The sequence below is a fragment of the Camelimonas abortus genome (assembly GCF_042432745.1).
Classification (GTDB): domain Bacteria; phylum Pseudomonadota; class Alphaproteobacteria; order Rhizobiales; family Beijerinckiaceae; genus Camelimonas; species Camelimonas abortus.
In genome coordinates, this window is record NZ_JBHLWR010000006.1 from 1,542,843 (window position 1) to 1,568,004 (window position 25,162).

Consider the following 25,162-nt stretch of genomic DNA (forward strand, 5'->3'; position numbering starts at 1 on the left):
CGGCGGCCGTCAGCGCAGGTGCATGCGCCCGGCGAAAGGCAGCGAGCTGGAGAGGCCGCCGTCCACCGGGAAGGCCTGGCCGTTGACGTAAGAGGCGTCGTCGCTGGCGAGGAAGGCCGCCATGGCGGCGATCTCGTGCGGCTGGCCGGCGCGCTGCAGCGGATTGAGCTGGCCGATCCTGTCCTCCGAGCCGCGCGCGCGGGCGCCTTCGAAGATCGGCCGGGTCATGCCGGTTTCAATGAGGCCGGGGCAGATGGCGTTGACGCGCACCCCCGTGCCGGTGAGCGCCGTCGCGGCGGTCTGCACCAGCGAGATCACGCCTGCCTTGGAGGCGCTGTAGGGGCTGCCGCCGGCGTTGGCCCGCAGCCCCGCCACCGAGGCGGTGCAGATGATGGAGCCCCCGCCCGCCTTCACCATGTGCGGCGCGCCGTAACGGATGGCGAGGAACGGGCCGATGAGATTGACGCGCAGGATCTCCTGCCACAGCTCCGCCGTCTGCTCGAACAGCGGCACGACGCCGCCGCTGACGCCGGCGTTCGCGTAGAGCACGTCGAGGCCGCCCAGGTGCTCCGTCGCCGCGCCGATGAAGGCCTGCACGTCGGCGTCGGCGCCGGCGTCGCCGGCCAGCGCCAGCACCTCGAAGCCTCCGGCGCGCGCCAGCGCCGCGGTTTCCTGCACGCTCTCCCCGTTGCGGTCCACGGCCACCACCCGCGCGCCCTCGCGCGCGAAGCGCAGAACGCTGGCGCGGCCGATGCCGCTGCCGGCGCCGGTCACGACCGCCCTCTTGCCCTCAAGACGTCCCATGGCGTTCTCCCTGCAGCCGCGGCGTCGCAGGGCCGCGGCGACTTGCCCGGCGCTTCTTGCGGACGGGAAAACCCCGGCCGCCGGCGCCGCAGCAGCCATCAAACTGTGAAAGCGGCCGCTCACGCAAGGCCATGGCCACGTCGCGCGCGCCGCGCGGCGGCCGCGGCCGCGCCCGCATTATTCACATTGCCGGGCGTATGAATGACATTTACCCTTACACGGACGCGAAAATATGCTAGCCGGACACCTTCACCGAGACGCCGGCGCGAGGGAGCCTTCGCCATGACCCGCAAGCAGACACTGTCCAGTAGCGTTCGCGCCAGTCGCGTTCGCGGCCGCATCGGCGCCGCGCTGCGCGCCTGGCGCCGCGCCGGCGGGGCGGCCGCGCTCGCCGCGGCGCTGGCCACGCTGGCGGGCGTCGCCGGCCAGGCCCGCGCGGCGGAGACGCCGGCGCGCATCGGCTATATTCCGGTGATCGGCGCCGCCCCGGTGGTGGTGGCCGACCGCGAGGGCTGGCTCAGGGAGGCGGGCGTGAAGCCCAGCTTCACGGTGTTCGAGTCCGGCCCCAACATGATCCAGGCGCTCGCCTCCGGCACCATCGACGTCTATGTGGCCGGCGTCGCGCCGCTGGCGGTGGCGCGCGCGAAGGGCCTTGACGTGAAGGTGGTGGCCGCCACCGCCATCGAGGAAATGACGGTGATGGCGGGGCCGAAGCTGGCGCCCCATTTTGAAGGCGGCCGGACGCCGGCCGAAGCCTTCCGCGCCTTCCGCGAGAAGGAGGGCCGCCCGGCCCGCCTCGCCACCCAGCCGCCGGGGTCGGTGCCCGACACCACCCTGCGCCACTGGCTGACCCGGGTGAACGCCGTCGACAGCGCCGATTACGAGATCGTGCCCATGGGCATCGACGCCACCCAGCAGGCGCTGCTCGCCGGCGCGGTGGACGGCGCCACGGTGCGCGAGCCGGCGGACACGATCATCTCCGCCCGCAACCCGGCCATAAAGATCGTGGCGCTTGGCGGCGAGATGTTCCCCACCCAGCCGGGCACGGTGATCGGCGTCTCCGGCAGATTCCTGCGCGAACACCCGGAAGCGGTGCTGGCGCTGGTGAAGGCCAACATCCGCGGCGTGAAGTTCATCAGGGAGGCGCCGGCGAAAGCCGCACCCCATATCGGCGCGGTTCTGGGCAAGGGCCTCATCGCCGACGACATCATCGAAAAGGCGCTCGCCTCGCCGGCGACGAAGCTGGAGGCCGACCCGTCGGTGATCATCGGACCGACGCAGAAGATGCAGCAGTTCCAGGTGGAGCTCGGCGCCATTCCGCAGGCGCTGCCGCTGGACGGCCTGTTCGACGTCACCTTCTACGAAAAGGCGAAGGCGGCGGAGTGACCGCCCGCGCGGCGCCTTGGCGCGGCGGACGCCGCCCGGACGCCGCCAATGTCCGGAGAAACGCCTTGAAGAACGCGCGGCCGCTGATCCTCGGGGTGACAGGCCTGCTGGCCTTTCTGGGCCTTTGGGAGCTTGCGCCCCGGCTTGGCCTGATCAATCCCATGCTGCTGCCGGCCCCCAGCGCCATTCCGGCGGCGCTGGCGGGCGAAATCGCCTCTGGCATGTGGCAGACGGCGCTGGTCAGCTCCATCGGCCACTATCTGCTGGGCCTCGCCATCGGCTCGGCCTGCGGCGTGGCGCTGGGCGTGGTCACGGGCATGAACCGGGCGGCGGAGGAGACGGTGGCCTGGGTGGTGCGGCTGCTGCGGCCCATCCCCGGCCTCGCCTGGGTGCCGTTCGCCATCATCTGGTTCGGCGTCAACACGCCCGCGGCGATCTTCATCATCGCCATCGGCGTGTTCTGGATCGTCTATTTCGCCACCTTCGGGGCGGTGCGCGCCGTGGACCGCGACCTGCTGGAGGTGGCGCAGGCCTTCGGCCACCGTTCGGCGCTGGCGCGGCTGGTCAAGATCATCCTGCCGGCGGCCACGCCCGGCATTTTCGTGGGCCTGCGCACGGCGCTTGGCCAGGCGTGGATGGCGGTGGTGGCTGCGGAGATCTTCGGCGTGTTCGGCCTCGGCCAGCGCATGATGCAGGCCTCCAGCCTGCTCGCCACCGACATCGTCGTGGTCTACATGCTGACCATGGCCGTGCTCTACGGCCTGATCGACACCGGCTTCATGCGCCTCCAGAACTGGCTGCTGCGATGGAAACCATAATCGACATCCGCGGCCTCGGCCTTACCTTCGCGCAGGACGGACGCCGCACCGAAGTGCTGCGCGGGCTGGACCTGCAGATCGGCCGCGGCGCGTTCGTGGCCATCGTCGGCCCCTCGGGCGTGGGCAAGTCCACGCTGCTGCGGGTGCTGATCGGCCTGGCGAAGGCGAGCTCCGGCACGGTGACGCTGAACGCCCGCCCCGGCCCGGTTCCGGCGGCGCTGGTGTTCCAGGACGCGCGCCTGCTGCCGTGGCGCAAGGTGGCCGGCAACGTCGCCTTTGGCCTGGAGCACCCTGGCGTGTCCCGCGCGGAACGGCGCCGGCGCGCCATGGAGGCGCTGGAGTTCGTCGGCCTCGCCCATCTCGCCGACCGCTGGCCGCACCAGCTCTCCGGCGGGCAGCGCCAGCGCGTGGCCCTGGCGCGGGCGCTGGCCACGGGCTCGGACATCCTGCTGATGGACGAGCCGTTCTCCGCCCTCGACGCCATCACCCGCGAAAACCTGCAGAACGAGCTGCTGCGGGTGTGGCAGGCCACCGGCCGCACCATCCTGTTCGTGACCCACGACATGGACGAGGCGGTGTATCTGGCCGACCGGGTGATCGCCATCGTCGGCGCGCCCGGCCAGGTGCGCTCCTCCATCGACGTGACGGCGCCGCGGCCGCGCCGCCGCAGCGACCCGGAGCTGCAGGCGATCATCCAGCGCCTGCGCGCCGATCTGGCGGCGGACTCCGCCGCCCTCTGACGCCCGCCGCACGCCACCGGCCTCCGCGGGCCGGCGCCGGCGGCCCCGGCGGCGCGCCGCCCGCGCGCCGCGCCAACGCGCATCGCCGGGTCCCGTCACGGGACCTGCGTCACCGGACACCCTGAAAGGACAGGCCATGTCGAGCAATCCCGCGCTTTCCCGCCGCGCCGTGCTTGGCGGTCTCGGCGCCCTCGCCGGCGCCGCCGCGCTGCCGGCTTCTTACGCCCGCGCCGCCGCGCCGGTTCAGGCGCGCGTCGGCTTCGTGCCGGTGATCGGCGCCTCCGCCTTCTACGTGCTGGACAAGGCCGGCTGGGCGAGAGAGGCCGGTCTGGACATCCAGGCCACCAAATTCGACTCCGGCCCGGCGGCGGTGTCGGCGCTGGCCTCCGGCACGCTGGACCTGCTGGCCATCGGCATCGCCCCGGTGGCGGTGGCCTATGCCCGCGGCCTCGGCGCCCGGGTGATCGGCGCCGGCGGCATCGGCGGCTCGCTGTTCCTGGCCACGGCCCCGCTGGGCGAGAGCTTCCGCGAGGCCGGCGACGCGCCGGCGCAGGCCTTCGCCGCCTTCCGCAAGGCCCGCGGCAAGCCGGCGCGCATCGCCACGCTGCCCCCGGGGGCCATGCCCACCACCGCCTTCCGGTACTGGCTGAAACAGCACAGGGTGGACCCCGCCGACCTCGAGGTGGTGACCATGGGCATCGAGGCCACCCAGCAGGCGCTGCTGGCCGGCGCCATCGACGGCGGCCAGGTGCTGGAGCCGGCCGCCACCATCGTGCGCCAGCGCATCCCCTCCGCCGTGGTGATCGCCACCGCGCCGCAGATGTTCCCCAACGCGCCAGGCGTGGTCTACGCCGCGACGGAAAGTTTCCTCAAGGCGCAGCCGCAGGCGGCGGAGACCTTCATGAAACTGGCCGTCCGCGCCACGGAGCTGGTGCGGACGAAGCCGGCGGAGGCGGCGGTCTACGTGCAGCAGGCGCTGGGCTCCGGCCTCGTCAGCGCCGCGGTGCTGGAGAAGGCGCTGGCCTCGCCGGCCGTGTCCTTCGTCATCGACCCGCGCTCCATTGTGGAGTCGACCAGGGAGGTGCTGGCCTTCCAGGTGGAGCTCGGCGACTACAGGGAGGCGCCGAACATCGACGGCCTGTTCGACTTCGGTCCGTGGGACCGGGCGACGGGCCGCTGAGCGGCGGTCATGCGCCCCGGGGAGGCCCGCTCCCCGGGGCGACGTCCTCGCCCGGTCCGGGCGCCGCCGCGCGCGGCGGCGCGCCGGCCGGAGCGGAGGGCGCGGCGGCTTCAGCCCGCGCTCAGCGCGCCTGCTTCTGTCCGCCGTCCCCGCCGTGCGGCGCGCCGTGATGCTGCTGCGGCGCCGGCGCCGCGCCGAGCGCGCACAGGGCGCTGTCCCAGATGCCCTCGACGCGGGCGCAGCGGGCGACGCATTCCGCCTCGCTGGCGCCGGAGTGGAGGCAGGCGCTGGCGCCGGAGAGCGGCGCGGCGGCCATGACCAGGGCGAGCGCGGCTCCTGCGAGATATTTCCTGCTCATTTGTGGTCTCCCTTCGTCACCGGCGACGGATCTGCGTCGCCCTGGTCGTGGCCGCCGTCATGGGTGGCGCTGAGGACGCAAAGGGTGTGCTCCCACCCCTTGGGCGCCCTGCGGCAGGCGGCCGCGCAGTCGCCCTCCAGCCCGGACATGCCGCAGGCGCTGGCGGCGCCGGCGGCCGCCAGCAGCAGGCAGCCGCCGAGAAACAGCGTTTTCAGCCTGTTCATGGACGTTACTCCTGTCCTGGGCCGTCTCCACGCGGCGCGGGCGACGCCCGGCGCCGGAGACGGCGATTCGCCCCCCGGAACGCGCGCCCCTGCGGCGCGCGCGACGCCTCAGCGGGCCCCGGCCTGCGCCTCGGCGGCCTGCGGCGCGGGCGCGCCGAGCATGCAGACCTCGCGCGGAATTCCGTCCACATAGATCTCCCTGCACAGCTGCTGGCACAGGGAGCGGCCGACGGGCAGCAGGTCGCAGGCGCAGGCCGCTCCGGAGGCCGCCAGCGCGGCGACGAGCACGACGGAAGAGACAATCCGTTTTGTCGCAATCATTTTTACAAACCTTCATTGCTTCAAATATATTCGCAGACAGCTTCGCAATACGCGCGGCCCTGTCTGGAATGACTTCAGGCTACGCCGATCCGTACGTAATAACATCACCAAATGATAACCAGACGCCGGTTTCCGGCGTTGCGCCCGCCGTTGAGGCGCGACCTGAGGCCGCCAGGTGGCGTCTGTACGGCGCAATGGCGCCAGATCCGCCGCAATCCGCGCATCTGTACGGGCGCAGGGCCGGCCGTGCGGGCGCAGCGCGGCGCCGGCGGCGCGGCGGCGGCGACAAATTCCGTTTGCGCCTCGCGCAGAATGGGGTATCTGGGCGCGTGCGAAACAGTTTTTCGCATGTCGGCCGGAACCGCCGGCGCGCAGCCGCCGCGGGCGGCGCGCCGCCGCGCCCGGCGCGGCCGGCGCCGCAGTCCGTTCACGCAAGCCGCATCCGCCATCGGAACAGATCCTGGAGGGGAAACTCATGGCGCTCGAACCTGAAACTTTCAGGCAACTGCTTGACACCGTTGAGCGTTTCGTTCGTGAACGCCTGATCCCCAACGAGGCGCTCGTCGCCGAGCGCGACGAGATTCCGGAAGACATCCTCGCCGAGATGCGCGACCTCGGCCTCTACGGCCTGTCGGTGCCGGAGGAGTATGGCGGCCTCGGCCTGACCATGGCCGAGGAGGTGGAGGTGGTTTACCTGCTGGGGCACGCCTCGCCGGCTTTCCGTTCGGCCATCGGCACCAACGTGGGCATCGGCTCGCAGGGCATCGTGCTGGACGGCACCGAGGAGCAGAAGAAGGAGTGGCTGCCGAAGATCGCCAGCGGCGAGGTGATCGCCTCTTTCGCCCTCACGGAGCCGGAGGCCGGCTCTGACTCGGCCTCGCTGCGCACCACCGCCCGCCGCGATGGCGACCATTACGTCATCAACGGCTCCAAGCGCTTCATCACCAACGCCGGCCGCGCCGGCATGTTCACGCTGATGGCGCGCACCGGCGGCCCCGGCGCCGGCGGCATCTCCGCCTTCATCGTTCCGGCCGGCCTGCCCGGCATCAGGATCGGCAAGCCGGAGAAGAAGATGGGCCAGCGCGGCGCCCACATCCATGACGTGATCTTCGAGGACTGCCGCGTGCCGGCCGCCAACATCATCGGCGGCAAGGAAGGCCAGGGCTTCAAGACCGCCATGAAGACCCTCGACAAGGGCCGCCTGCACATCGCCGCCCTGTGCTGCGGCGTGGCCGCGCGGCTGATCGAGGAGAGCGTGCGCTACGCCTCCGAGCGCAGGCAGTTCGGCCAGGCCATCGGCGAGTTCCAGCTGATCCAGGCCATGCTGGCCGACAGCAAGGCCGAGGCCTACGCCGCCCTGTGCATGGTGCGCGACGCCGCCCGCAAGCGCGACGCCGGCGAGCCCATCACCACCGAGGCCTCGTGCTGCAAGCTGTTCGCCTCCGAGATGGTGGGCCGCGTCGCCGACCGCGCCGTGCAGATTTACGGCGGCTCCGGCTACATCCAGGATTACGCCGTGGAGCGTTTCTACCGCGACGTGCGCATCTTCCGCCTGTATGAGGGCACCAGCCAGGTGCAGCAGCTGATCATCGCCCGCAACCTGCTGCGCGAGTTCGCCGCCGCCAACGGCTGATTTCACTTTTCACTTTCGCGCGCCCGCGCGGCGCGCGCGGGGCGGCCCGCCGCCCCTTTTCGCCGCCGGCCAGCCGGCGGCGACGGTCAACCAACGCCTTTACAGGACACCAGGGAGGATGCGGAGCCGTCCGGGCGCAGGCCCGGCGCGGGGCGCACTGTCCCGCGTGTCTCCCGTCCTCCTCTGGCTCCGCTCCGCCGCGCTCCGGCGCGGCCGCGACGGCGGGCGCCGCCCCGGGGCGCGCCCGCGCGACCATAACGACAGACTTCCAGAGGACGACCAACGTGACCACCGGCATGACCCGCCGCGCCGCCCTGCTGATGGGCCTTGCGGCGCCCGCCATCATCAGCTCCCGCGCCCTGGCGAAGGGCAATTACGACGTCGGCGCCGACGACAGCGAGATCCGCATCGGCCAGACCGCGCCGTACAGCGGCCCGGCCTCCTATCTCGGCGTCACCGCCCGCGCCGAGACCGCCTATTTCGAGCGTCTCAACCGCAACGGCGGCATTAACGGCCGCAAGGTGAAGCTCCTGTCGCTGGACGACGCCTACAGCCCGCCCAAGACGGTGGAGGCCACCCGCCGGCTCGTGGAGTCCGAGAACGTGCTCGGCATGATGGGCTCGGTGGGCACCGCCTCCCAGGCCGCCGTGCAGAAATACCTGAACGGCAGGAAGGTGCCGCAGCTGCTGGTCAGCTCCGCCGCCTCGCGCTTCAACCAGCCGAAGGTCTTCCCCTGGACCACGCCCAACTCCGGCGACTTCCAGGTGGAGGGCCGCGCCATGGGCCGCCATATCGCCGCCACCCGGCCGGACGCGAAGATCGCCCTGATCTATCCGGCGGACGAGCTGGGCCGGGATTTCGTCAGGGGGCTCAAGGCCGGCCTTGGCGACCGGGCGGGGCAGATCGTGACCGAGGAGACCTACGAGACCTCCTCCCCCACCGTCGACTCGCAGCTGGTGAAACTGGCCGCCTCCGGCGCCGACGTGTTCGTCAACGGCACGATCGGCAAGTTCACCTCGCAGTCGGTGCGCAAGGCCCATGAGCTGGGCTGGAAGCCGGAGCAGTACGTCACCACCGCCTCGGCCTCGGTGTCGCTGCTGAAGCCGGCGGGCGTGGAAGCCTCCAACGGCATTCTCGCCCTGCGCTACATGCGTTCGGTGGGCAGCCCGCAGTGGGCGGACGATCCGGCGGTGAAGGACTACCAGGCGCTGCGCGCCGAGTTCCTGCCCAACGTCGATCCGGACGACAACACCGGCTTCTACGGCTATTCGTCCGCCATCCTGATGCACAGGATCCTGGAGAAGTGCGGCGACGACCTCACCCGGGACAACCTGCTGAAGGTGGCCACCGACCTGCGCGGCTGGACCGTTCCGGTCAACCTGCCGGGCATCACCCTCGCCACCCGGCCGGACGACTACGCCATCTACCGCACCTACCGGCTGTCCCGGTACGAGAACAACGACTGGGTCGGCATCCAGGACGTCAGCGCCGGCTGAGGCGCCTCCGGACGGCGCCCGCAGCAGTCCGCGGGCGCCGTCACGACGACGTAACGGCTTCTCCGGCCGCCCGCCTGACAAGGCCGGCGTCGCGACAGGTTTCACGCCAGCGCGCCAGGAAACGGCGCTGCGTCATTCCTTTCGCGGCGCGTGCCAGTGACAGTGATTGCGTCGTGTTTTTTCTCCTGCCATGTTCCGCGGCCAAGGCGCACAGTCAAAGCAGAAGCGCCGTTTCATGGAGGGGAAAGTGACGAATAACGACAGGACCTTCACGCCGTCACGCCGCCAGATGCTGCGCGGCCTCGGCCTTGCGGCCGCCGCCGGCGTGACGCCGGGCCTGCTTGCGGCGCCGGCCATCGCGCGGGGGAAATACGACGAGGGGGCCAGCGACACGGAAATCCGTCTCGGCCAGACCGCGCCGTACAGCGGGCCCGCCTCCTATCTCGGCGTCATGGCCCGGGCGGAGGTGGCCTATTTCGAGCGCCTCAACCGCAGCGGCGGCGTGCGCGGCCGCAAGGTGCGGATCATCAGCCTCGACGACGCCTACAGCCCGCCCAAGACCGTGGAGGCCACCCGCCGCCTCGTGGAGAGCGACGGCGTGCTGGCCATGGTCGGCTCCATCGGCACCGCCACCCAAACCGCGGTGCAGCGCTACCTGAACGGCAAGAAGATCCCGCAGCTGCTGGTGGGCTCCGGCGCCTCGCGCTTCAACCAGCCGGACAGGTTCCCCTGGACCACGCCGGGCTCGGGCGTCTACGCGGTGGAGGGCGAAACCCTCGGCCGCTATCTCGCCGCCGGGAAGCCGGACGCGAAGGTCGTCATCCTCTCCCAGGCCGACGAGCTGGGCCGCGACTACGTGAGCGGGTTCAGGAAGGGCCTCGGCGCGCGCGCCGCGCAGATGTTGGTGAAGGAAGCGGTGTATGAGGCCGCCGACCCCACCGTGGACTCGCAGATCGTGCAGCTGGCCAGCACCGGCGCCGACGTGTTCATCAACCTCACCATCGGCAAGTTCCTGTCCCAGTCGGTGCGCAAGGCCCATGAGCTGGGCTGGAAGCCGGAGCAGTACCTGCTGTCCGGCGCGGCCACGGTGTCGCTGCTCAAGCCGGCCGGAACCGCCGCCACCAACGGCCTGCTGGCGCCGCGCTCCATCCGCTCGGTCAGCAGCCCGCAGTGGGCCGACGATCCGGGCGTGAAGGACTACCAGGCGCTGCGCGCCGAATTCCTGCCCAATGTCGATCCCACCGACAACGCAGGCTTCTCCGGCTATTCCGTCGGCGTGCTGATCCACCAGATCCTGGAGAAGTGCGGCGACGACCTCACCCGCGAGAACCTGCTGCGCGCCGCCACCGACCTGCGCGGCATGACCTCGCCCATGAACCTGCCGGGCATCACCTTCGCCACCTCGCCCACCGACTACGCGCTCTACAAGAACTACGAGCTGTCGCGTTACGAGAACGACGACTGGGTGCGGGTGAAGACCCTGTCCGCGGGCTGAGGCCTGCGGCGCGGGCGCAGGCCGGGGCCGGCGGCGACGCCGGCCCCTTTTCTTTTCCGGCGCAGGCAAAAACCGCTCCAGACAAAATATATCACAAATATTGCACGTCATGTTGCAAGTCCTGCGCGGCTCATCCACCCTGTAGCCGGCTCCAGCACAGGATGGGCCGCCCCCACGACAGGGAGAACGACAGGGGGAACGACACAGGGAGGATCGCCATGGACAGGATGACCCGGGACGGCTGCGGCCGTCCGCCTGCGCCCTCGCGCCGCCGCGTGCTGCAGCTTGGCGGCGGGCTGCTGGCGGCGGGCGCCGCCGGCCTTGTCGCGCCCGCGGCGCCGGCCATCGCCCGCAGCCGCTACGACCAGGGGGCCAGCGACAGCGAGATCCGCATCGGCCAGACCACGCCGTTCAGCGGCCCCGCCTCCTACGCCGGCGTCGGCGGGCGGGTGCAGATCGCCTATTTCGGGCGGCTGAACAAACGCGGCGGCCTGCGCGGCCGCAAGGTGACGTTCATCGCCCTCGACGACGCCTATTCGCCGCCCAAGACCGTGGAGGCCACCCGCCGGCTGGTGGAGAGCGACCAGGTGCTGGGCCTGTGGTGCAGCGTCGGCACCGCCACCCAGGCGGCGGTGCAGCGCTATCTCAACGGCAAGGGCGTGCCGCAGCTGATGGTGGGCTCCGGCGCCTCGCGCTTCAACAATTCGGAGGAGTTTCCCTGGACCACGCCCGGCATGGCGCTTTACGTCACCGAGGCGCAGACCATCGCCCGCCACGTGCTGGAGACGCGGCCGCAGGCGAAGATCGCCGTGCTGCACCAGATGGACGAGATGGGCCGCGAATATGTCGCCGCCTTCAGGGCCGCCCTCGGCGACAGGGCGAAGGAGATGATCGTCAGCGACGCCACCTATGAGGTGGCCGATCCGACGGTGGATTCGCAGGTTGTGAAGCTGGCCGCCTCCGGCGCCGACGTGTTTCTCAACCTCACGGTCGGCAAGTTCGTGTCACAGTCGCTGCGCAAGGTGCGCGAGACCGGCTGGAAGCCGGAGCAGTACCTGTTCAGCGGCTCGGCCACCATCTCGCTGCTGAAGCCGGCCGGGGCGGAGGCCGCCAGCGGCGTCCTTGCGCTGCGCGCCGCCCGCAGCATCTCCAGCCCGCGCTGGCAGGACGATCCGGCGGTGAAGGACTATTACAGCCTGCTGGACGCGGAGCTGCCCAATCTCGACCGCTCCGACAACATCGGCTTCGCCGGCTACGCCATGGCGGTGCTGCTGCACCAGCTGCTGGAACGGTGCGGCGACGACCTCACCCGCGAGAACCTGCTGAAAGTCGCCACCAACCTGAAGGGCATGACCAGCCCCATCAACCTGCCCGGCATCCATTACAGCACGACGCCGCAGGACTATGCGCCGGTCCGGACCTTCGAGCTCTCCCGCTATGAGAACGACGACTGGACCGGCCTGCGCATGCTCGGCCTGAGCTGAGCGCGGCGCCCGGCGCGGATGCGCCGGCGCAGCGCGGCGGCGGCCTCGAAGAAGCGGTCCTGCACGCCGGCGACATGCGGGTTGCGCAGCACGATGGCGTCGAACACCGCCGGATCGTCGTGGCGCACCATCTCCACCGCCTGCATCAGCAGGCTGAAGCTGCGCGTGGCCATGCGGCTGCGCGCGGCGTCCCCGGCCGGGTCCAGCTCCGCCACCAGGCGGCCCACCATGTGGGTGACGCCCTGCACCATGGCCATCTCGCGGTCGTGCTCCTCGGGCGTTGCGAACAGCACGACAAGGCCGCACGCGCGCCGCAGCAGCGCGGCGAGGCGCATCACCCTGCGGCCGCGCAGCGGGCAGACCACCAGCCGCAGGCCGGCCACGCCGCCGGCGGCGCTCTGCGGCCCGAACAGCGGATGCAGGCCGGCGACCTCCACATGCGCCGGCAGGTTGTCCAGCATGGCCGCCGCCGGCTTCACCTTCACCGAGCCAACGTCCGTCACCAGCGTTCCCGGCCGCAGATGCGGCGCAAGGAGCCGGCAGATGCCGGCGGTCGCGTCCACCGGAGCCGCCAGAACCACCAGCGGGCAGGCGGCGACCTCCGCCAGGCTGGCGGCGGCGACATTGGCCCCGGTCTCCCCCAGCGGGCGCGGATCATGGACGAGAAAGCGCGCGCCAGGCGGGGCGCAGCGGACGATGAGCCGTCCGAAAGCGCCGAAACCGACAAGGCCGACCGTGGCGAAGCCGGACGCGGCGGGGCGCGGCGACGGGGATCCGGAGACGGGACCGGACTCCGGCAAGGGGCGGAGCGGGCCATCGGCATGGCGGTCCGGCGAGAACATGGCTTCAGCCTCTGCGCTGGCCGCGCGCCGGACAGGTGATGTGGGAGAGGGTCAACCGCCAGCGTCGCGGCGGTTGGACATGAGTCATGCGCCCGCCGTTATGGGAACGGCGTATAATACCAGCGGTTGTCGGCGGCGCAGGACACGTGACGGAACATGGAGCGGGGAGATAGACCCGCCCGCCCCCGCTGTCAAATGCGCTCCCGCGCCGCGGGACCGGCCGGCGCGCCCTCAGCCCTTCGCCATGCCCGGCAGGTCGAGGCCGGCGGGGCGGCCGTCGTCCTCGATGTCCACGTCAAAGTTTTCGAGGAAGCGGCTTACCATCATGTAGAAGCCGATTGCGAACACCAGGTGCTGGGTGTGTTTCGCTCCCAGCCGCTCATACACCGGCAGGAAGGTTTCGTCGGAGGCGCGCACGTTCTTCACCACGTCGTCGGTGAAGCGCATCACCAGCCGCTCCAGACTGTTGAAGGGCGCGGCCTCCGGGCCCTCGTGGATGGCGCGGATTTTCTCCTCCGGCATGCCCAGCTTCCGGCAGATCGCCTCGTGCTGGCGCACCTCATAGCGCGAGCCGCACAGCACCCCGGCGCGCACGATGGCGATCTCCCGCAGCGCCGGATCGAGGTCGGAATAGATGAGCAGCTGGTTGCCGAACTTGACGAACTGGCCCATCAGGCGGCCGGAGTGGCCCATCATCCGGAAGATGTTGAGGTCCGGCAGCCGGGCGTAGATCGCGGCGACCTCCGGATCTGCCCTGTCGCGGTCGAAATAGGGAATGCGGGCCATGGTTCCTCCCGGGCGGCGCGCCCTTTGCAGGCGGCTGTGGTTGTGACGGCGGTCGCGACGGCGCGCGGCCGCGGCGACGCTGGCCGCGCCAGTTTTGGCCAGGACGCCGCCGCAGTCAAAGGCGCTTCTCCAGAAAAGGAGCTCAAACCGCAGCCGCGCCCGCCGTCCGCCGCCGGGGCGCGGGGAAAGCGCTCACCTTCCCTCCCCGTCGCCGCCGACGGGCGGCGGATAGGCGTGCACGCCCCCGGACGGGTCGGTGACCCGATAGGCGCCCGGCCGCTGCGGATCCTCGCAGATATAGGCCGGGCCGATGGGAGACTTGCCGTAGCCGCCGGGAATGTCCAGCACATAGGTGGGCTGCGCCACGCCGGAGAGACGCCCACGCAGGGTCCGCAGCAGCGCCTGGCCCTCAGCAATGGAGGCGCGCAGGTGGCTGGTTCCTGGCGCGAGGTCGCCGTGGTGCAGGTAATAGGGCTTCACCCGGTTTTCGACGCAGGCGCGCAGCAGCGCCTCCAGCGCCTCCGGCGTGTCGTTGACGCCGCGCAGCAGCACGCTCTGGGAGAGCAGCGGCACGCCGGCGTCGGCGAGGCGCGCCAGCGCCGCCCGGCCCGGCTCCGTGAACTCGCGCGCGCAATTGACGTGCAGCACCACCCACACGGTCCTGTCGCAGGCCTTCAGCGCCGCCACCAGCTCCGGCGTGATCCGCTCCGGCGCCACCAGCGGCACGCGCGAGTGAAAGCGCACGACGCGGACATGGCTGATGTCCGCGAGCCGGCGCATCACCGCGGCGATGCGGCGCGGGCTCAGCGCCAGCGGATCGCCGCCGCTGACCACCACCTCCCAGATCTCCGGACGGGCGGCGAGATAGGCGTAAACCGCCTCCAGCTCCGCCTCGCCGAGCATGGCGGCGCCGCCCGGCCCCACCATCTCGCGGCGGAAACAGAAGCGGCAGTACACCGGGCAGACGGAGGCGAGCTTCAGCAGCGCCCGGTCGCGGTAGCGGTGGACCAGGCCGTGAACCGGACTGTGGGCGTCGTCGCCGATGGGGTCGGCCAGCTCCTCCGGCCCTGTCTCCAGCTCCCTGGCCTGGGGCACGAACTGCAGCGCCACCGGATCGTCCGGCGCGTGGGGCGGAATGAGATCCGCCATGGCCGGCGTCACCGCCACGGCGTAGCGGGCGGCCACCTGCTCAAGCGCCGCGCGCGCGCCGTCGCCGGCGAGCCCGGCCGCGATCAGGCCGCTGACGCTGGTGATGGTTTTGCCGGCCATGGCCGCCCTTCCTCTCCGCCGCCCGCAGGGGCGCCTGCGCCTCAGCCGTCCTGCGCCACCGGCGTCCAGATCACCTCGTCGACGCGCCGCGCGCCGGTGGCCAGCATCGCCAGCCGGTCAACGCCAAGGGCGACGCCGCAGGCCTCCGGCATGTGCGTCAGGGCGTCGAGGAAATCCTCGTCCACCGGATAGCGCTCGCCATAGATACGCGCCTTTTCGTCCATGTCGGCGGCGAACCGGCGGCGCTGCTCGGCGGCGTCGGTGAGCTCGCCGAAGCCGTTCGCCAGCTCGACGCCGCAGGCGTATGTCTCGAAGCGCTCGGCGAAGCGCGGATCGTCGGCGCGCCGGCGCGCCAGCGCCGCCTCGCTGGCGGGGTAATCGCACAGCAGCGTGGCGCGGCCGGCGCCCAGATGCGGCTCCACCCGTTCGGACAGCACGCGGGAAAACACGTCCGACCAGCCGTCGTCGGCGCTGACGCGCACGCCGATGGCCGCCGCCGCGTCGCGGAAGGCGGCGACGCACGCCGCGTCCGCCGTCTCCCCTTGCGGCAGGTAGCGGGCGAGATCAAGGCCCGCGTGGCGGGCGAAGGCCTCCGTCACCGGCAGCCGCTCCGGCTCCAGATACGGGTCGCAGACGCGGTCGCGGTAGCGCCACAGCCCGTCGGCGGGGGCGACGCCGGCGTCAGCCGCCACCCGGGCGGCCAGCCGCAGCAGGGCGGCGCAGTCGGCCATGGCCTCGTGCGGCGCGGCGCCGGCGCGGTACCACTCCAGCATCACGAACTCCGGATGATGCAGCGGGCTGCGCTCGCGGGCGCGGAACACGTGACTGAGGGCGTAAATGCGCGTTTCGCCCGCCGCCAGCAGCTTCTTCATGGCGAATTCGGGAGAGGTGTGCAGGTAGAGCGGCGGCTGCGGCCCGCCGGCGCCGTCGTCGACGCGGTAACCGTGCAGATGGGTCTCGTTGCCGGGCGACGCCTGCAGGGCGGCGGGGTCAACCTCGATGAACCCCTGGGCGTCGAAATGGCGGCGGATGGCGGCGAGCAGGCGCGTGCGGGCCAGCAGCCGCGGCCGGCGCATGGCGTGCCGCTCCGGCAGACGCCACAGGGCGGAGGGAGCGCCCGCGCCGCTCATGCGCGCGCCTCCGCGACGCGGGCGCGCCGCACAAACCGCACGCCGTGGCTCGCCTTCCGGCGCAAAACAATGTAGAGGCATCCCATTCGCATCGATAACCCTGTGTCGCCTGCAGGCCGCGCCGGCGCGCCGCGCCGGGTTTACCCTGGCTGGCGACGGCTGTCCCGTCCATTTGTCGGGAGAGGCCGTCCGCGCCACGGCGCCAGCCTGAAGCCGCCTGTCGCGGGGGCGGCCGCGCGCCGCGGAGCAGCGGGCCCGGCCCGCCGGGGTTGTCAGGACATCCAACGCGCCCCCAACAGCAGGACGCTGGCGGGCGGCGCCGCATTCGTGAGGCGTCAAGTGAAAGTCATCGCCAGTTCCGTCCGCAAGGGCAACGTGCTCGAAATCGACGGCCAGCTCTACACCGTGCTTTCCGCGGAGAGCTTCTTCCCCGGCAAGGGCACGCCGACCACCCAGATCGACATGCGCCGCATTTCCGACGGCGTGAAGACCTCCCAGCGCTACAAGACCACCGAGCAGGTGGAGCGCGCTTTCGTGGAGGAGCGCGAGCACTCCTACCTCTACCAGGAGGGCGACCGCTACATCTTCATGAACCAGGAGAATTACGAGCAGGTCGAGGTCCCGGCCGACGTGATCGGCGACCAGGCGATCTACCTCCAGGAAGGCATGGTGGTGCAGCTGTCCATGTTCGAGGGCAACGCCGTGGCCATCACGCTGCCGCAGCGCGTGGTTCTGGAGGTGGTGGAGACCGAGCCGACCACCAAGGGCCAGACGGCCTCCGCCTCCTACAAGCCCGCGATTCTCTCCAACGGCGCGCGCGCCATGGTGCCGCCGCACATCGAGGCGGGCACCAAGGTGGTGATCATGACCGCCGACGGCTCCTATGTGGAGCGCTACAAGGGCTGACGCGCCCGCGCCGGCGCGCGCCGGCTGGTCGCCGCAATGGCCGGGCTCGCCCGGCCATTTTTTTTTGCGCCCTGGCCAGGGCGTCCCGCGCCGCCGCAGGATATCGCGGACGGGGCGCCCGCCGCCCCGCCTCCGCTGCGCGGCCGAGACAGGTTTATGCACGCCGCGGGTCAGGCTCCGGCGTGACGGCGCAGGATGCGCATGGCCCCCGCCGGCGCTCCGGCCAGCGCACGCCCCCCCGGTCAGGATGAAGCCTTTCAGGCCCTGTTCCGCCGCACAACGAACGCCCCGGCGACAGCCCCGGCCGCGGCCGGACGCATGTGCGCCGGACGAGGGGATGCGCGTTCCGGCCGCCCCCGCGCCGGCGTCATGCCCGGAGCAACCCCGGCGTCCATGCGCCGGGCCGGCTTCGAGGCCGCCGGGCGAAGCGCGACGCGCCCGGAGACAGAAACGGATGCAATCACAAGGCCTTGCCGCAAGATGACGGCCCGGCGCGGCGGGAGCGCGCCGTCGGGCCGCGGCGCCGCCCGGCCGCCGCCAGAACGAATTTGAATCTGGCGCCAGCACCTTGCGGCCGCGTCCGGAATCCGTTTGCGAGCCGCGCACGACGGGACGCACGCCGGCAATTTTGCATGCGCGCCAGCAGGTTAGACCATCCGCCGGAATCAGTTTCCAGGCGTCCCCGGACGGCGGCGCGTCCGCCGCGTCATCCCGGCCGGGACTGCTGGAACCAGATTGCGAACGTCAGCCGCCATGCGCCTGAAACGACTCGCGCAATCACTCCAGGGTGAATCTGAATCAGAACTTCAGCGCGCCGCGGCCCGCAGATGAATCGCCATCCAGGCGACCGCCGCCATGTGGCTGCGCCGGGAGCGCATTTGCGCCGTGCGTCCGCCCGCGGACGCTGGCCGTAGGTACGGCGACGGCGTCATCATCATGACGGCCCGCCGGTTAACGGACGGTTGCCGGCGAAACCGCCGCCAGCGCCGCGGCCGCGCCGCGACGGGCGTGAACGGCGGTGAGAAAGGCGGCGCAGCTCCAGGTGAGGCGCCGGGCCGACCGGGGCGCGCCGGTGTCGCGGTCCGCCTGTTCGCCCATGACGCCGTCCGGCGGCGTCAGCGCCCGCACCGTGACCAGCCCCGTGTCGCCGGCGTCGAACAGCAGCCGCGCCGCCGTGCGGGCGTCGGCGGCCGGGGCGTCGCCGAACCACAGGGCCGGCGCCGGCGGCTCCGCCAGCGCGCCGGCGGCCAGCGCCTGCGCCAGGCGGTAGCGCAGCTCCGCCGCCGCCAGCACGAGCAGCGGCCAGCCGCCGCCACCGAAATAGACGTCCGCCGGATTGCGCCCCAGCAGCGGCGCCTGGTCGGGCGCGCGCCGGCGGTTCCAGGCAAAGGCTCCGGCGTAATGCGCCTCCAGCCGCGCCAGCGCGCCGTGCGCCAGCGGATCGGCCGGGCTGAACGGCCCGTCCGGCAGGCCGGCGTGGAGAACGGCGAGAATGACCGAGGAGTCCAGCTGCTTCTCCCGGCTCACCGGCGGGCAGCCGGGCGCGTCGAGACGGCTGACGATCCAGCCCTCCTCCTCCCGGCGGAAGGCGCCGAGGCGCTCCCACAGGTCGTCGGCCGCCATGGCCCACACCCGCGCCTGGCCGTCGCGCGGGCCGCCGGCGGCCCAGGCGACGCCGGCGCGCAGCGCGGCGTGCTGGGTGAGCAGCGCGTGCAGGTGAAAGCCCGCCTCCTCCTCCCAGATGTCGACGCAGGGCCGGCTGGCGTTGCGGGCGATGCAGTCGAGATCGCCAGCCGCCAGCTCCGCCCATTCCGGGGCGTCGCGCCGGTCGGCGCAGCGCAGCAGGCCGAGCGCCCGCAGGGCCACGCCGTCATACTGCGGCCGCGACCAGCGGGTGATGTCCAGCGCGCCGTCCGGACTGAAGCGCACGTCGCCGCGCACGGCGTCGCCGCGCAGCGCCGCCAGCTCCTCCACCGGGCGCAGGTACTGGCGGAACGCCGGCATGACGTTCCGCTCCGGCGGGCCCTCGCGCAGCCGCGCCGCGCCGGTGAGCGCGCTGATGCGCCGGCTGAAATCCACGTACTGCTCCAGCTCCCAGCTGGCCAAGGGGCCCCACAGCGGCGAGTCGCGCAGCAGGCGCGCCGCCTCCATCGCCAGCGCCGCGTCGCGCAGCCAGTGGAAGAAATAGTCTGGCTCCGGATCCCAGCTGGCGTCGTCCGGCGAGGCCAGCACCGAGCCTGGCGCGGGCGTCACCGTCTGCCCGAAACCGGGCCGGCGTTTGGTCAGATGGGTGGCGGACATGGCGTCGAACAGCTGCCGCGCCGCGCGCGTCTCCTGCGCGGCGATCCAGTCGTCCAGCGAAAGCGCGCCGGCGTGGGCTGCGTCCGCCTGCATGGCGCGATCCTCCTGTCGTCCGCTCCCCGCGCCGGCGGGGGGCGGCGCGTCATCCGCCCCCGCCGGCCAGAACCTGGCGCAGGCAGCGCCCGTCCGCGGCGCTGGCGGCGAGATCGGCGCTGGCGGCGACGATGACCTCCAGAAACGACGGTGGCTCCGGCGCCGCCGTTCCCTCCGCCGCCAGCCCGGCCAGCGTCGCGCGGAAAACCACCCGCCCCTCCTGGCCCGGCTCCAGGGAGATGCGCGCGAAATCACGCAGCAGCAGCTGCGGCCGCGCACGGCCCGGACTGCGCGCCCGCACGAACAGGAACACCGTTTCCGTCGCGGGGCCGTTCCAGCCGCCGCCGGACCGGCGCGGACCAGCGTGGCGCACGGCGAGGGAAATGGCCAGCGGCGCCTCCGGCGCGCGGGCGTCGCCCTCCACCCGCAGCCCGGACCAGACAAAGCGGGCGTAGGACAGGCCGTGACCGAAACAGAACTGCGGCTCAAGCGGCAGGTCGGCGTAACCGTTGGTGAAACGTTGGCCGTCCCGGTGGGGGCGTCCGGTGGTCCCCCGGGCGTAATGCAGCGGAATCTGGCCCACGTCCCGCGGCCACGTCACCGGCGTGCGCCCGCCGGGGCTGACGGCGCCGCACAGCACGTCGGCCACGGCGCGCCCGGCCTCGGCGCCTGGCCCCCATATGGCCAGCACGGCGCAGTCCGAGGCGAACAGCCGCGGCGCCGCCAGCGGCCGCCCCGAGGACAGCAGCACGACCACCGGCCGGCCGGCGGCCAGCGTGGCCTGCAACAGCGCCTCATGACGCTCGGGCAGGCCGGGCGCGGCGCGCGACCGGCCCTCCCCGCTCATGTCCGCAGTTTCCCCGATGCAAAGGATGGCGACGTCCGCCCGGCTCGCCAGGCGGAAAGCCGCGGCGACGTCGTCGCCGCAGACCGCCGTGCGCGCCTGCGGCCAGGCCTCCCGCACGCCGTCGGCGATGGTGACCACGCCGGAACGGTCGCCGCTGATCGCCCAGGCGCCGAGCATGTCCCGGGCGGACGTCGCCAGCTCGCCGATCACCGCGATGCGGCGCAGGTCGGCGGGCAGCGGCAGCAGCTGGCGCGGGTCCTGCAGCAGGGTGAACGAGGCCTGGGCGGCGCGGCGCGCCGTGCGGCGGATGGCGGCCGGACGCGACGCGCCGCCGCCGGCCGGATCCTGACCGCGAAACGGATCCTCGAACAGGCCGAGGCGCTGCTTCAGCCGCAGCACGCGCAGCGCCGCCGCGTCCACGGCGGCGGCGTCCACCAGCCCCTTCTCCACCGCCTCCGCCAGATGGCGCAGGTAAAGGCCGGAGCACATGTCCACGTCGACGCCGGCGCTGAAGGCCAGCGCCGCCGCCTCAAGGCCATTCTCCGCCGCGCCATGGACGATGAGTTCGGACACGCCGTTGTAGTCGGCGATGATCACGCCGCCGAACCCCCACGCCGCGCGCAGCTGGCCGGTGAGCAGCGCGCGGCTGGCGTGGACGGGCGCGCCGTTCACGGCGGGAAAGGCCGCCATCACCGCTGCGACCCCGGCGCGCACGGCGGCGTGGAACGGCGGGAAATACACCGTCTCCAGCGCATGGGCGGAGACGTCGACCGCGTCATATTCGCGCCCGCCCGCGCCCGCGCCATAGGCGACGAAATGCTTGACGGTGGCGGCGATGCGGTCTGGCGCGGCCAGATCGTCGCCCTGGAAGCCGGCGACCCTGGCCGCGGCCATGCGGGCGTTGACCAGCGGATCCTCTCCGGCGCTCTCGCAGATGCGGCCCCAGCGCGGATCGCGCGCGACGTCGGCCATGGGGGCGAAGGTGAGCGCCACGCCGTCGGCGGCGGCCTCCGCGGCGGCGGCCGCCGCCGTCTCCCGCCACAGCGCCTCGTCAAAGGCCGCCGCCTCGCCCAGCGGAACCGGGAACACCGTGCGGTGGCCGTGTATCACGTCGAGGCAGAACAGCAGCGGCACGCCGAGGCGCGTCTCCTCCACCGCCCTGCGCTGAAGGGCCCAAGTCTCCGGCCCCCACAGGTTGAGCACGGCGCCGACCCGGCCGGCGCCGACATCCTTAAGCCCGTCCGGCGGACCCGCCGGACCGGTGACCACCGTGTCGGCCGTGACCATGTTCAGCTGGCCGATTTTCTCGGCCAGCGTCATGCGGGCCAGCACGTCTTCAGGCGAGAGGCCAGCAATGCGGCTCATGCGCGCTCCCGGAAAAATGGCGGGACCAGACGCCGGCTGGAGCGGGCGCGCCGCCTGCCGGCGCCGCGGCGCGCGGCCGGGGCGGCGGGGCCCGTTCCATTCAGCGTCCAAGAATGCCCGTTTGCGCGCCGTCGCGCCAGTGCGTTCGCGCCTCACCGCGACGCGACGCGCACTGCAAAGGGCCCCGGCCATCGCGCATGCGCGTTGCAGTCCCGGCGCAGGGGCGCCAGAATCCGGCCGCCCCCCGTCGGCGCCGCCGGGGGGCCTGCCGGAAACGTTCAGGGTCGCCCTTTCCGGGCGCCCCGGCCTTGTGCGGCGGTCTGCGCCACGCCGGGCGGCGACGCGGCGCCGCCGGAGAGCTCCACACGGGCGCCGGCCGCCACGGCGAGGGAGCACTGAATGGCCAGCGCCAGGGACAGGAAGACGGAAAAGGACGCTTCGCCCACGCCCGCGCGCGGCCAGCCGGACGATCTGGCGGGCCATCCGGTCGACACGCCCCGCGTGCTGTTCGCCGACATGATGCTGCTGTTGCGCTCGGCCATCGTCTCGCCGGAGCGCAACCAGCTGGGCATGATCGTGCTTGGCATCATCGTCGTGGTGAGCGGCGTCGCCTTCATGCAGATCCGGCTCAACGCCTGGAACCAGCCGTTCTACGACGCCCTCTCCGCCCGCAACTTCAGCGCTTTCCTCAACCAGCTCGGCCAGTTCGCCATCATCGCCGGCGTCCTGCTGTGCCTGGTGGTGGCCCAGACCTGGCTGCAGGAAATGCTCAAGCTTGTGCTGCGCAAACAGGCCACGCGCGACCTGCTCGACCAGTGGCTCAAGCCCGGACGGGCCTACCGCATCAGCCGCTCGGGCGACATCGGCGTCAACCCGGACCAGCGCATGGCCGAGGACGTGCGCCACCTGACGGAGCTTTCGGCCCAGCTGGGCATCGGCCTGTTCCAGTCCACGCTGCTGCTGTTCAGTTTCGTGGGCGTGCTGTGGATGCTGTCCAGCAGCGTGGTGTTCACCTGGGACGGGCGGGACTTCGCCATTCCCGGCTACATGGTGTGGGCGGCGCTGTTCTATTCCGGCGTCGCCTCCTGGCTCAGCTGGCTGTCCGGCCGGCGGCTGATCCATCTCAACAGCGAGCGCTACTCCCGCGAGGCGGAGCTGCGCGTGGCCATGGTGCGCACCAACGAGCACGTGGACGCCATGACGCTGGAGCGCGGCGAGGCCCACGAGCGGGCGGCGCTGGAGCAGCCGCTGGACAAGGTGCTGGCGGCCATGCGCAGCCTGGTTTCGGCGCTGACGCGGCTCACCTGGATCACCTCCGGCTACGGCTGGTTCGCGCTGGTGGCGCCGATCATCGTCGCCGCGCCGGCCTATTTCAGCGGCAAGCTCAGCTTCGGCGCGCTGATGATGGCGGTGGGAGCGTTCAACCAGGTGCAGCAGGCGCTGCGCTGGTTCGTGGACAATTTCGCCACCATCGCCGACTGGCGCGCCACGCTGATCCGGGTGGTGGCGTTCCGCCAGGCGCTGGTGGCGCTGGACGAACAGCCGGCGTCCAGCGGCCGGCCGCATATCAGGCGCGTCGAGGGCGCCGGCGACGAGATCGTCATCACGGGGCTGGAGCTGCACTTCCGCGACCATATCGCCCGGCTGGAAAGCGACCTGCGTGTGCCCCCCGGCGAGCGGGTGCTGGTCTACGGCGACGCCGGCTCCGGCAAGAGCACGCTGTTCCGGGCGCTGGCCGGCCTGTGGCGGCGCGGCTCCGGAACCATCGTCATGCCGCCGCGGGAGCAGGTGGCGTTTCTGCCGCGGGCGCCGTTCCTGCCGCGCGGCCCGCTGCGCGAGTCCGTGCTCTACGCCTGCAGCGGCAAGGTGAGCGACGCGGACGTGACCGAGGCCCTGCGCAAGGTGGGCATGGAGCGCCTCGCCGACAGCCTCGACGTGGTGGCCTCCTGGGACCGCGAGCTGCCCATGGACGAGCAGCAGCGGCTGGCGCTGGCCCGGGCCATGCTGCAGCATCCGCGCTGGGTGATCATGGACGAGGCGCTGAACGAGCTGGACCCGGCGGAGGCGGCGGCGCTGCGGCGCACCTTCAGCCGGCAGCTGCCGGACATCGGCCTGATCTACACCAGCGCCGTCGAGGACCGTTCCGGCCACTTCACCCGCACCCTGCGGCTGCAGCGGATCAACACGCCGCCGCCGGGCGCGGACGACGGACCGGCCCATGACGCAACAGACTGACGTCGCAGGAGCGCCGCGCCGGCGACGCGGCCACGAGGGGAGACACAGATGGCGGAACAGCCCTTCAGCATGGCGCCGGTGCGGCGCGGACTGAGCGACAGCGCGCTGCTGGACGAGGTGCAGCGCAACACTTTCCGCTATTTCTGGGACTTCGCCCATCCGGTCTCCGGCCTCGCCTACGAGCGCTCCGACTATCTGGCCAGCCGGCCGGACCTGGTGGCGACGGGCGGCAGCGGCTTTGGCCTCATGGCCATTCTGGCGGGGGTGGAGCGCGGCTTCGTCAGCCGGGCGGAGGCGGCGGAGCGGGTGCTGAAGATCGTGCGCTTCCTCATCGGCTGCCCCACCTATCACGGGGCGTTTCCCCACTGGCTCAACGGCGCCACCGGCGCGACCATTCCCTTCAGCCGCAAGGACGACGGGGCCGACCTCGTGGAGACGTCCTATCTGATGATGGGGCTGCTGTGCGCGCGCCAGTATTTCCACCGCGACGATCCGGTGGAGGGGGAGATCCGCCACTGGGCGGACATCCTGTGGTCGGAGACGGAATGGAGCTGGTTCACCCGCGGCGGCCAGGCGGTGCTGTACTGGCACTGGAGCCCCAATCACGGCTGGGCGCTGGATCACGAGATCCGCGGCTGGAACGAGTGCCTGATCACCTATGTGCTGGCGGTTTCGGCGCCGCGCCACCCGGCGCCGCCGCGCGTCTATCACCGCGGCTACGCCGAGGCGCGCGCCTTTGACAACCGCAGGGTCTATGAGGGCATGGAGCTGCCGCTGGGGCCGGACTGGGGCGGGCCGCTGTTCTTCGCCCATTACAGCTTCCAGGGCCTCGATCCGCGCGGGCTTTCGGACCGTTACGCCGACTACTGGACGCAGAACGTGCGCCACACCCTGATCAACCGGGCGTACTGCATCCGCAATCCGCGCGGCTGGGCGGGCTACGGCCCCGACTGCTGGGGCCTGACCGCCACGGAGACGGACCAGGGCTACCGGGCGCTGTCGCCGACAGAGGACATCGGCGTGATCTCGCCGACGGCGGCGGTTAGCTCCATGCCCTACACGCCGGACGAGTCGCTGGCGGCGCTGCGGCATTTCTATGAGGAGAAGGGCGACCGCATCTGGACGGACCTCGGCTTCGTCTCGTCCTTTTGCGAGGCGCGGAACTGGACCTCGCAGGCGCACATCGCCATCGACCAGGGGCCGGTCGTCTGCATGATCGAGAACTACCGCAGCGGGCTGCTGTGGGAGCTGTTCATGAGCTGCCCGGAGGTGAAGCAGGGGCTCTCCGCGCTCGGCTTCACCCGCGCCGCCGCAACCTGAAGGCGCCGGCGGCGGGCGGGGCCGCCCGTGCGGGCCGCGGCTGTCCCGCGACGGCGGGCCCGTCGCGGGCGCCGCAGGCGCCGTCCGGAACGCCCTCCCCCCAAGGCATGTGCGGGGAACGCCGGATTC

At 72.1% G+C, this 25,162-nt stretch carries 21 protein-coding genes; 11 read left to right on the forward strand and 10 right to left on the reverse strand.

What is annotated here, in order from left to right; translation table 11 throughout:
* Positions 1-9 precede the first annotated feature (9 nt).
* Positions 10-804: an SDR family NAD(P)-dependent oxidoreductase gene (locus ACFFJB_RS09060; protein WP_376830882.1), complete on the reverse strand. Its 795-nt coding sequence runs from the start codon at positions 802-804 to the stop codon at positions 10-12.
* 282 nt (positions 805-1,086) lie between these two features.
* On the opposite strand from ACFFJB_RS09060, the gene ACFFJB_RS09065 reads away from it, so the two are divergent.
* The 4 genes from ACFFJB_RS09065 to ACFFJB_RS09080 all read left to right on the forward strand — a co-directional run bounded on the left by ACFFJB_RS09065 (position 1,087) and on the right by ACFFJB_RS09080 (position 4,928).
* Complete coding sequence (locus ACFFJB_RS09065; protein WP_376830883.1) at positions 1,087-2,190, forward strand: ABC transporter substrate-binding protein; 1,104 nt, start codon at positions 1,087-1,089, stop codon at positions 2,188-2,190.
* Positions 2,191-2,255: 65 nt separating this feature from the next.
* Positions 2,256-3,008, forward strand: a complete 753-nt coding sequence (locus ACFFJB_RS09070) for an ABC transporter permease (protein ID WP_376830884.1) — start codon at positions 2,256-2,258, stop codon at positions 3,006-3,008.
* Complete coding sequence (locus ACFFJB_RS09075) at positions 2,996-3,748, forward strand: ABC transporter ATP-binding protein (protein ID WP_376830885.1); 753 nt, start codon at positions 2,996-2,998, stop codon at positions 3,746-3,748. Before ACFFJB_RS09070 ends, ACFFJB_RS09075 begins: the two co-directional genes overlap by 13 nt.
* 136 nt (positions 3,749-3,884) lie before the next feature.
* Positions 3,885-4,928 (forward strand): ABC transporter substrate-binding protein, encoded by a 1,044-nt coding sequence (locus ACFFJB_RS09080; RefSeq protein WP_376830886.1) that lies wholly within the window; start codon positions 3,885-3,887, stop codon positions 4,926-4,928.
* A 121-nt stretch (positions 4,929-5,049) separates the two neighbouring features.
* Here the strand turns inward: ACFFJB_RS09080 and ACFFJB_RS09085 are convergent, their stop codons facing one another.
* The 3 genes from ACFFJB_RS09085 to ACFFJB_RS09095 all read right to left on the reverse strand — a co-directional run bounded on the left by ACFFJB_RS09085 (position 5,050) and on the right by ACFFJB_RS09095 (position 5,831).
* Positions 5,050-5,286, reverse strand: coding sequence for a hypothetical protein (locus ACFFJB_RS09085; RefSeq protein ID WP_376830887.1), 237 nt, complete (start codon positions 5,284-5,286; stop codon positions 5,050-5,052).
* A complete protein-coding gene (locus ACFFJB_RS09090; RefSeq protein ID WP_376830888.1) occupies positions 5,283-5,510 on the reverse strand; it encodes a hypothetical protein in 228 nt (75 codons plus the stop codon). The genes ACFFJB_RS09085 and ACFFJB_RS09090 overlap by 4 nt, the downstream gene beginning before the upstream one ends.
* Positions 5,511-5,618: 108 nt before the next feature.
* Positions 5,619-5,831, reverse strand: a complete 213-nt coding sequence (locus ACFFJB_RS09095) for a hypothetical protein (protein ID WP_376830889.1) — start codon at positions 5,829-5,831, stop codon at positions 5,619-5,621.
* Positions 5,832-6,306: 475 nt separating this feature from the next.
* Here ACFFJB_RS09095 and ACFFJB_RS09100 point away from each other — a divergent pair, with 475 nt between their 5' ends.
* From ACFFJB_RS09100 to ACFFJB_RS09115, 4 genes are all read left to right on the forward strand, one after another.
* Complete coding sequence (locus ACFFJB_RS09100) at positions 6,307-7,464, forward strand: acyl-CoA dehydrogenase family protein (protein WP_376830890.1); 1,158 nt, start codon at positions 6,307-6,309, stop codon at positions 7,462-7,464.
* Between the two features lie 284 nt (positions 7,465-7,748).
* On the forward strand, positions 7,749-8,960 hold the full coding sequence (locus tag ACFFJB_RS09105; RefSeq protein WP_376830891.1) for an ABC transporter substrate-binding protein: 1,212 nt from the start codon (positions 7,749-7,751) through the stop codon (positions 8,958-8,960).
* A 247-nt stretch (positions 8,961-9,207) separates the two neighbouring features.
* A complete protein-coding gene (locus ACFFJB_RS09110; protein ID WP_376830892.1) occupies positions 9,208-10,455 on the forward strand; it encodes an ABC transporter substrate-binding protein in 1,248 nt (415 codons plus the stop codon).
* A 218-nt stretch (positions 10,456-10,673) separates the two neighbouring features.
* Positions 10,674-11,939: an ABC transporter substrate-binding protein gene (locus ACFFJB_RS09115; RefSeq protein WP_376830893.1), complete on the forward strand. Its 1,266-nt coding sequence runs from the start codon at positions 10,674-10,676 to the stop codon at positions 11,937-11,939.
* On the opposite strand, the gene ACFFJB_RS09120 is transcribed toward ACFFJB_RS09115, so the two are convergent.
* The 4 genes from ACFFJB_RS09120 to epmA all read right to left on the reverse strand — a co-directional run bounded on the left by ACFFJB_RS09120 (position 11,891) and on the right by epmA (position 15,966).
* Positions 11,891-12,781 (reverse strand): prephenate dehydrogenase/arogenate dehydrogenase family protein, encoded by an 891-nt coding sequence (locus ACFFJB_RS09120; protein ID WP_376830894.1) that lies wholly within the window; start codon positions 12,779-12,781, stop codon positions 11,891-11,893. The two genes, ACFFJB_RS09115 and ACFFJB_RS09120, sit on opposite strands and share 49 nt — an antisense overlap.
* 231 nt (positions 12,782-13,012) lie before the next feature.
* Positions 13,013-13,567, reverse strand: coding sequence for a carboxymuconolactone decarboxylase family protein (locus tag ACFFJB_RS09125; protein WP_376830895.1), 555 nt, complete (start codon positions 13,565-13,567; stop codon positions 13,013-13,015).
* Positions 13,568-13,759: 192 nt separating this feature from the next.
* Positions 13,760-14,836 (reverse strand): lysine-2,3-aminomutase-like protein, encoded by a 1,077-nt coding sequence (locus ACFFJB_RS09130; protein WP_376830896.1) that lies wholly within the window; start codon positions 14,834-14,836, stop codon positions 13,760-13,762.
* Positions 14,837-14,877: 41 nt separating this feature from the next.
* Positions 14,878-15,966 (reverse strand): EF-P lysine aminoacylase EpmA, encoded by a 1,089-nt coding sequence (epmA, locus tag ACFFJB_RS09135; RefSeq protein ID WP_376830897.1) that lies wholly within the window; start codon positions 15,964-15,966, stop codon positions 14,878-14,880.
* A gap of 339 nt (positions 15,967-16,305) precedes the next feature.
* Between epmA and efp the strand changes: the two genes are divergently transcribed.
* Positions 16,306-16,872 (forward strand): elongation factor P, encoded by a 567-nt coding sequence (efp, locus tag ACFFJB_RS09140; protein ID WP_376830898.1) that lies wholly within the window; start codon positions 16,306-16,308, stop codon positions 16,870-16,872.
* A 951-nt stretch (positions 16,873-17,823) separates the two neighbouring features.
* On the opposite strand, the gene ACFFJB_RS09145 is transcribed toward efp, so the two are convergent.
* Complete coding sequence (locus ACFFJB_RS09145; RefSeq protein WP_376830899.1) at positions 17,824-19,266, reverse strand: glycoside hydrolase family 15 protein; 1,443 nt, start codon at positions 19,264-19,266, stop codon at positions 17,824-17,826.
* A gap of 49 nt (positions 19,267-19,315) precedes the next feature.
* Positions 19,316-21,478, reverse strand: coding sequence for a glycoside hydrolase family 3 N-terminal domain-containing protein (locus ACFFJB_RS09150; protein WP_376830900.1), 2,163 nt, complete (start codon positions 21,476-21,478; stop codon positions 19,316-19,318).
* 399 nt (positions 21,479-21,877) lie between these two features.
* On the opposite strand from ACFFJB_RS09150, the gene ACFFJB_RS09155 reads away from it, so the two are divergent.
* Together ACFFJB_RS09155 and ACFFJB_RS09160 are read left to right on the forward strand one after the other, a co-directional pair.
* Positions 21,878-23,713, forward strand: a complete 1,836-nt coding sequence (locus ACFFJB_RS09155) for an ABC transporter ATP-binding protein/permease (protein WP_376830901.1) — start codon at positions 21,878-21,880, stop codon at positions 23,711-23,713.
* 48 nt (positions 23,714-23,761) lie between these two features.
* On the forward strand, positions 23,762-25,033 hold the full coding sequence (locus ACFFJB_RS09160) for a glucoamylase family protein (protein WP_376830902.1): 1,272 nt from the start codon (positions 23,762-23,764) through the stop codon (positions 25,031-25,033).
* Positions 25,034-25,162 lie beyond the last annotated feature (129 nt).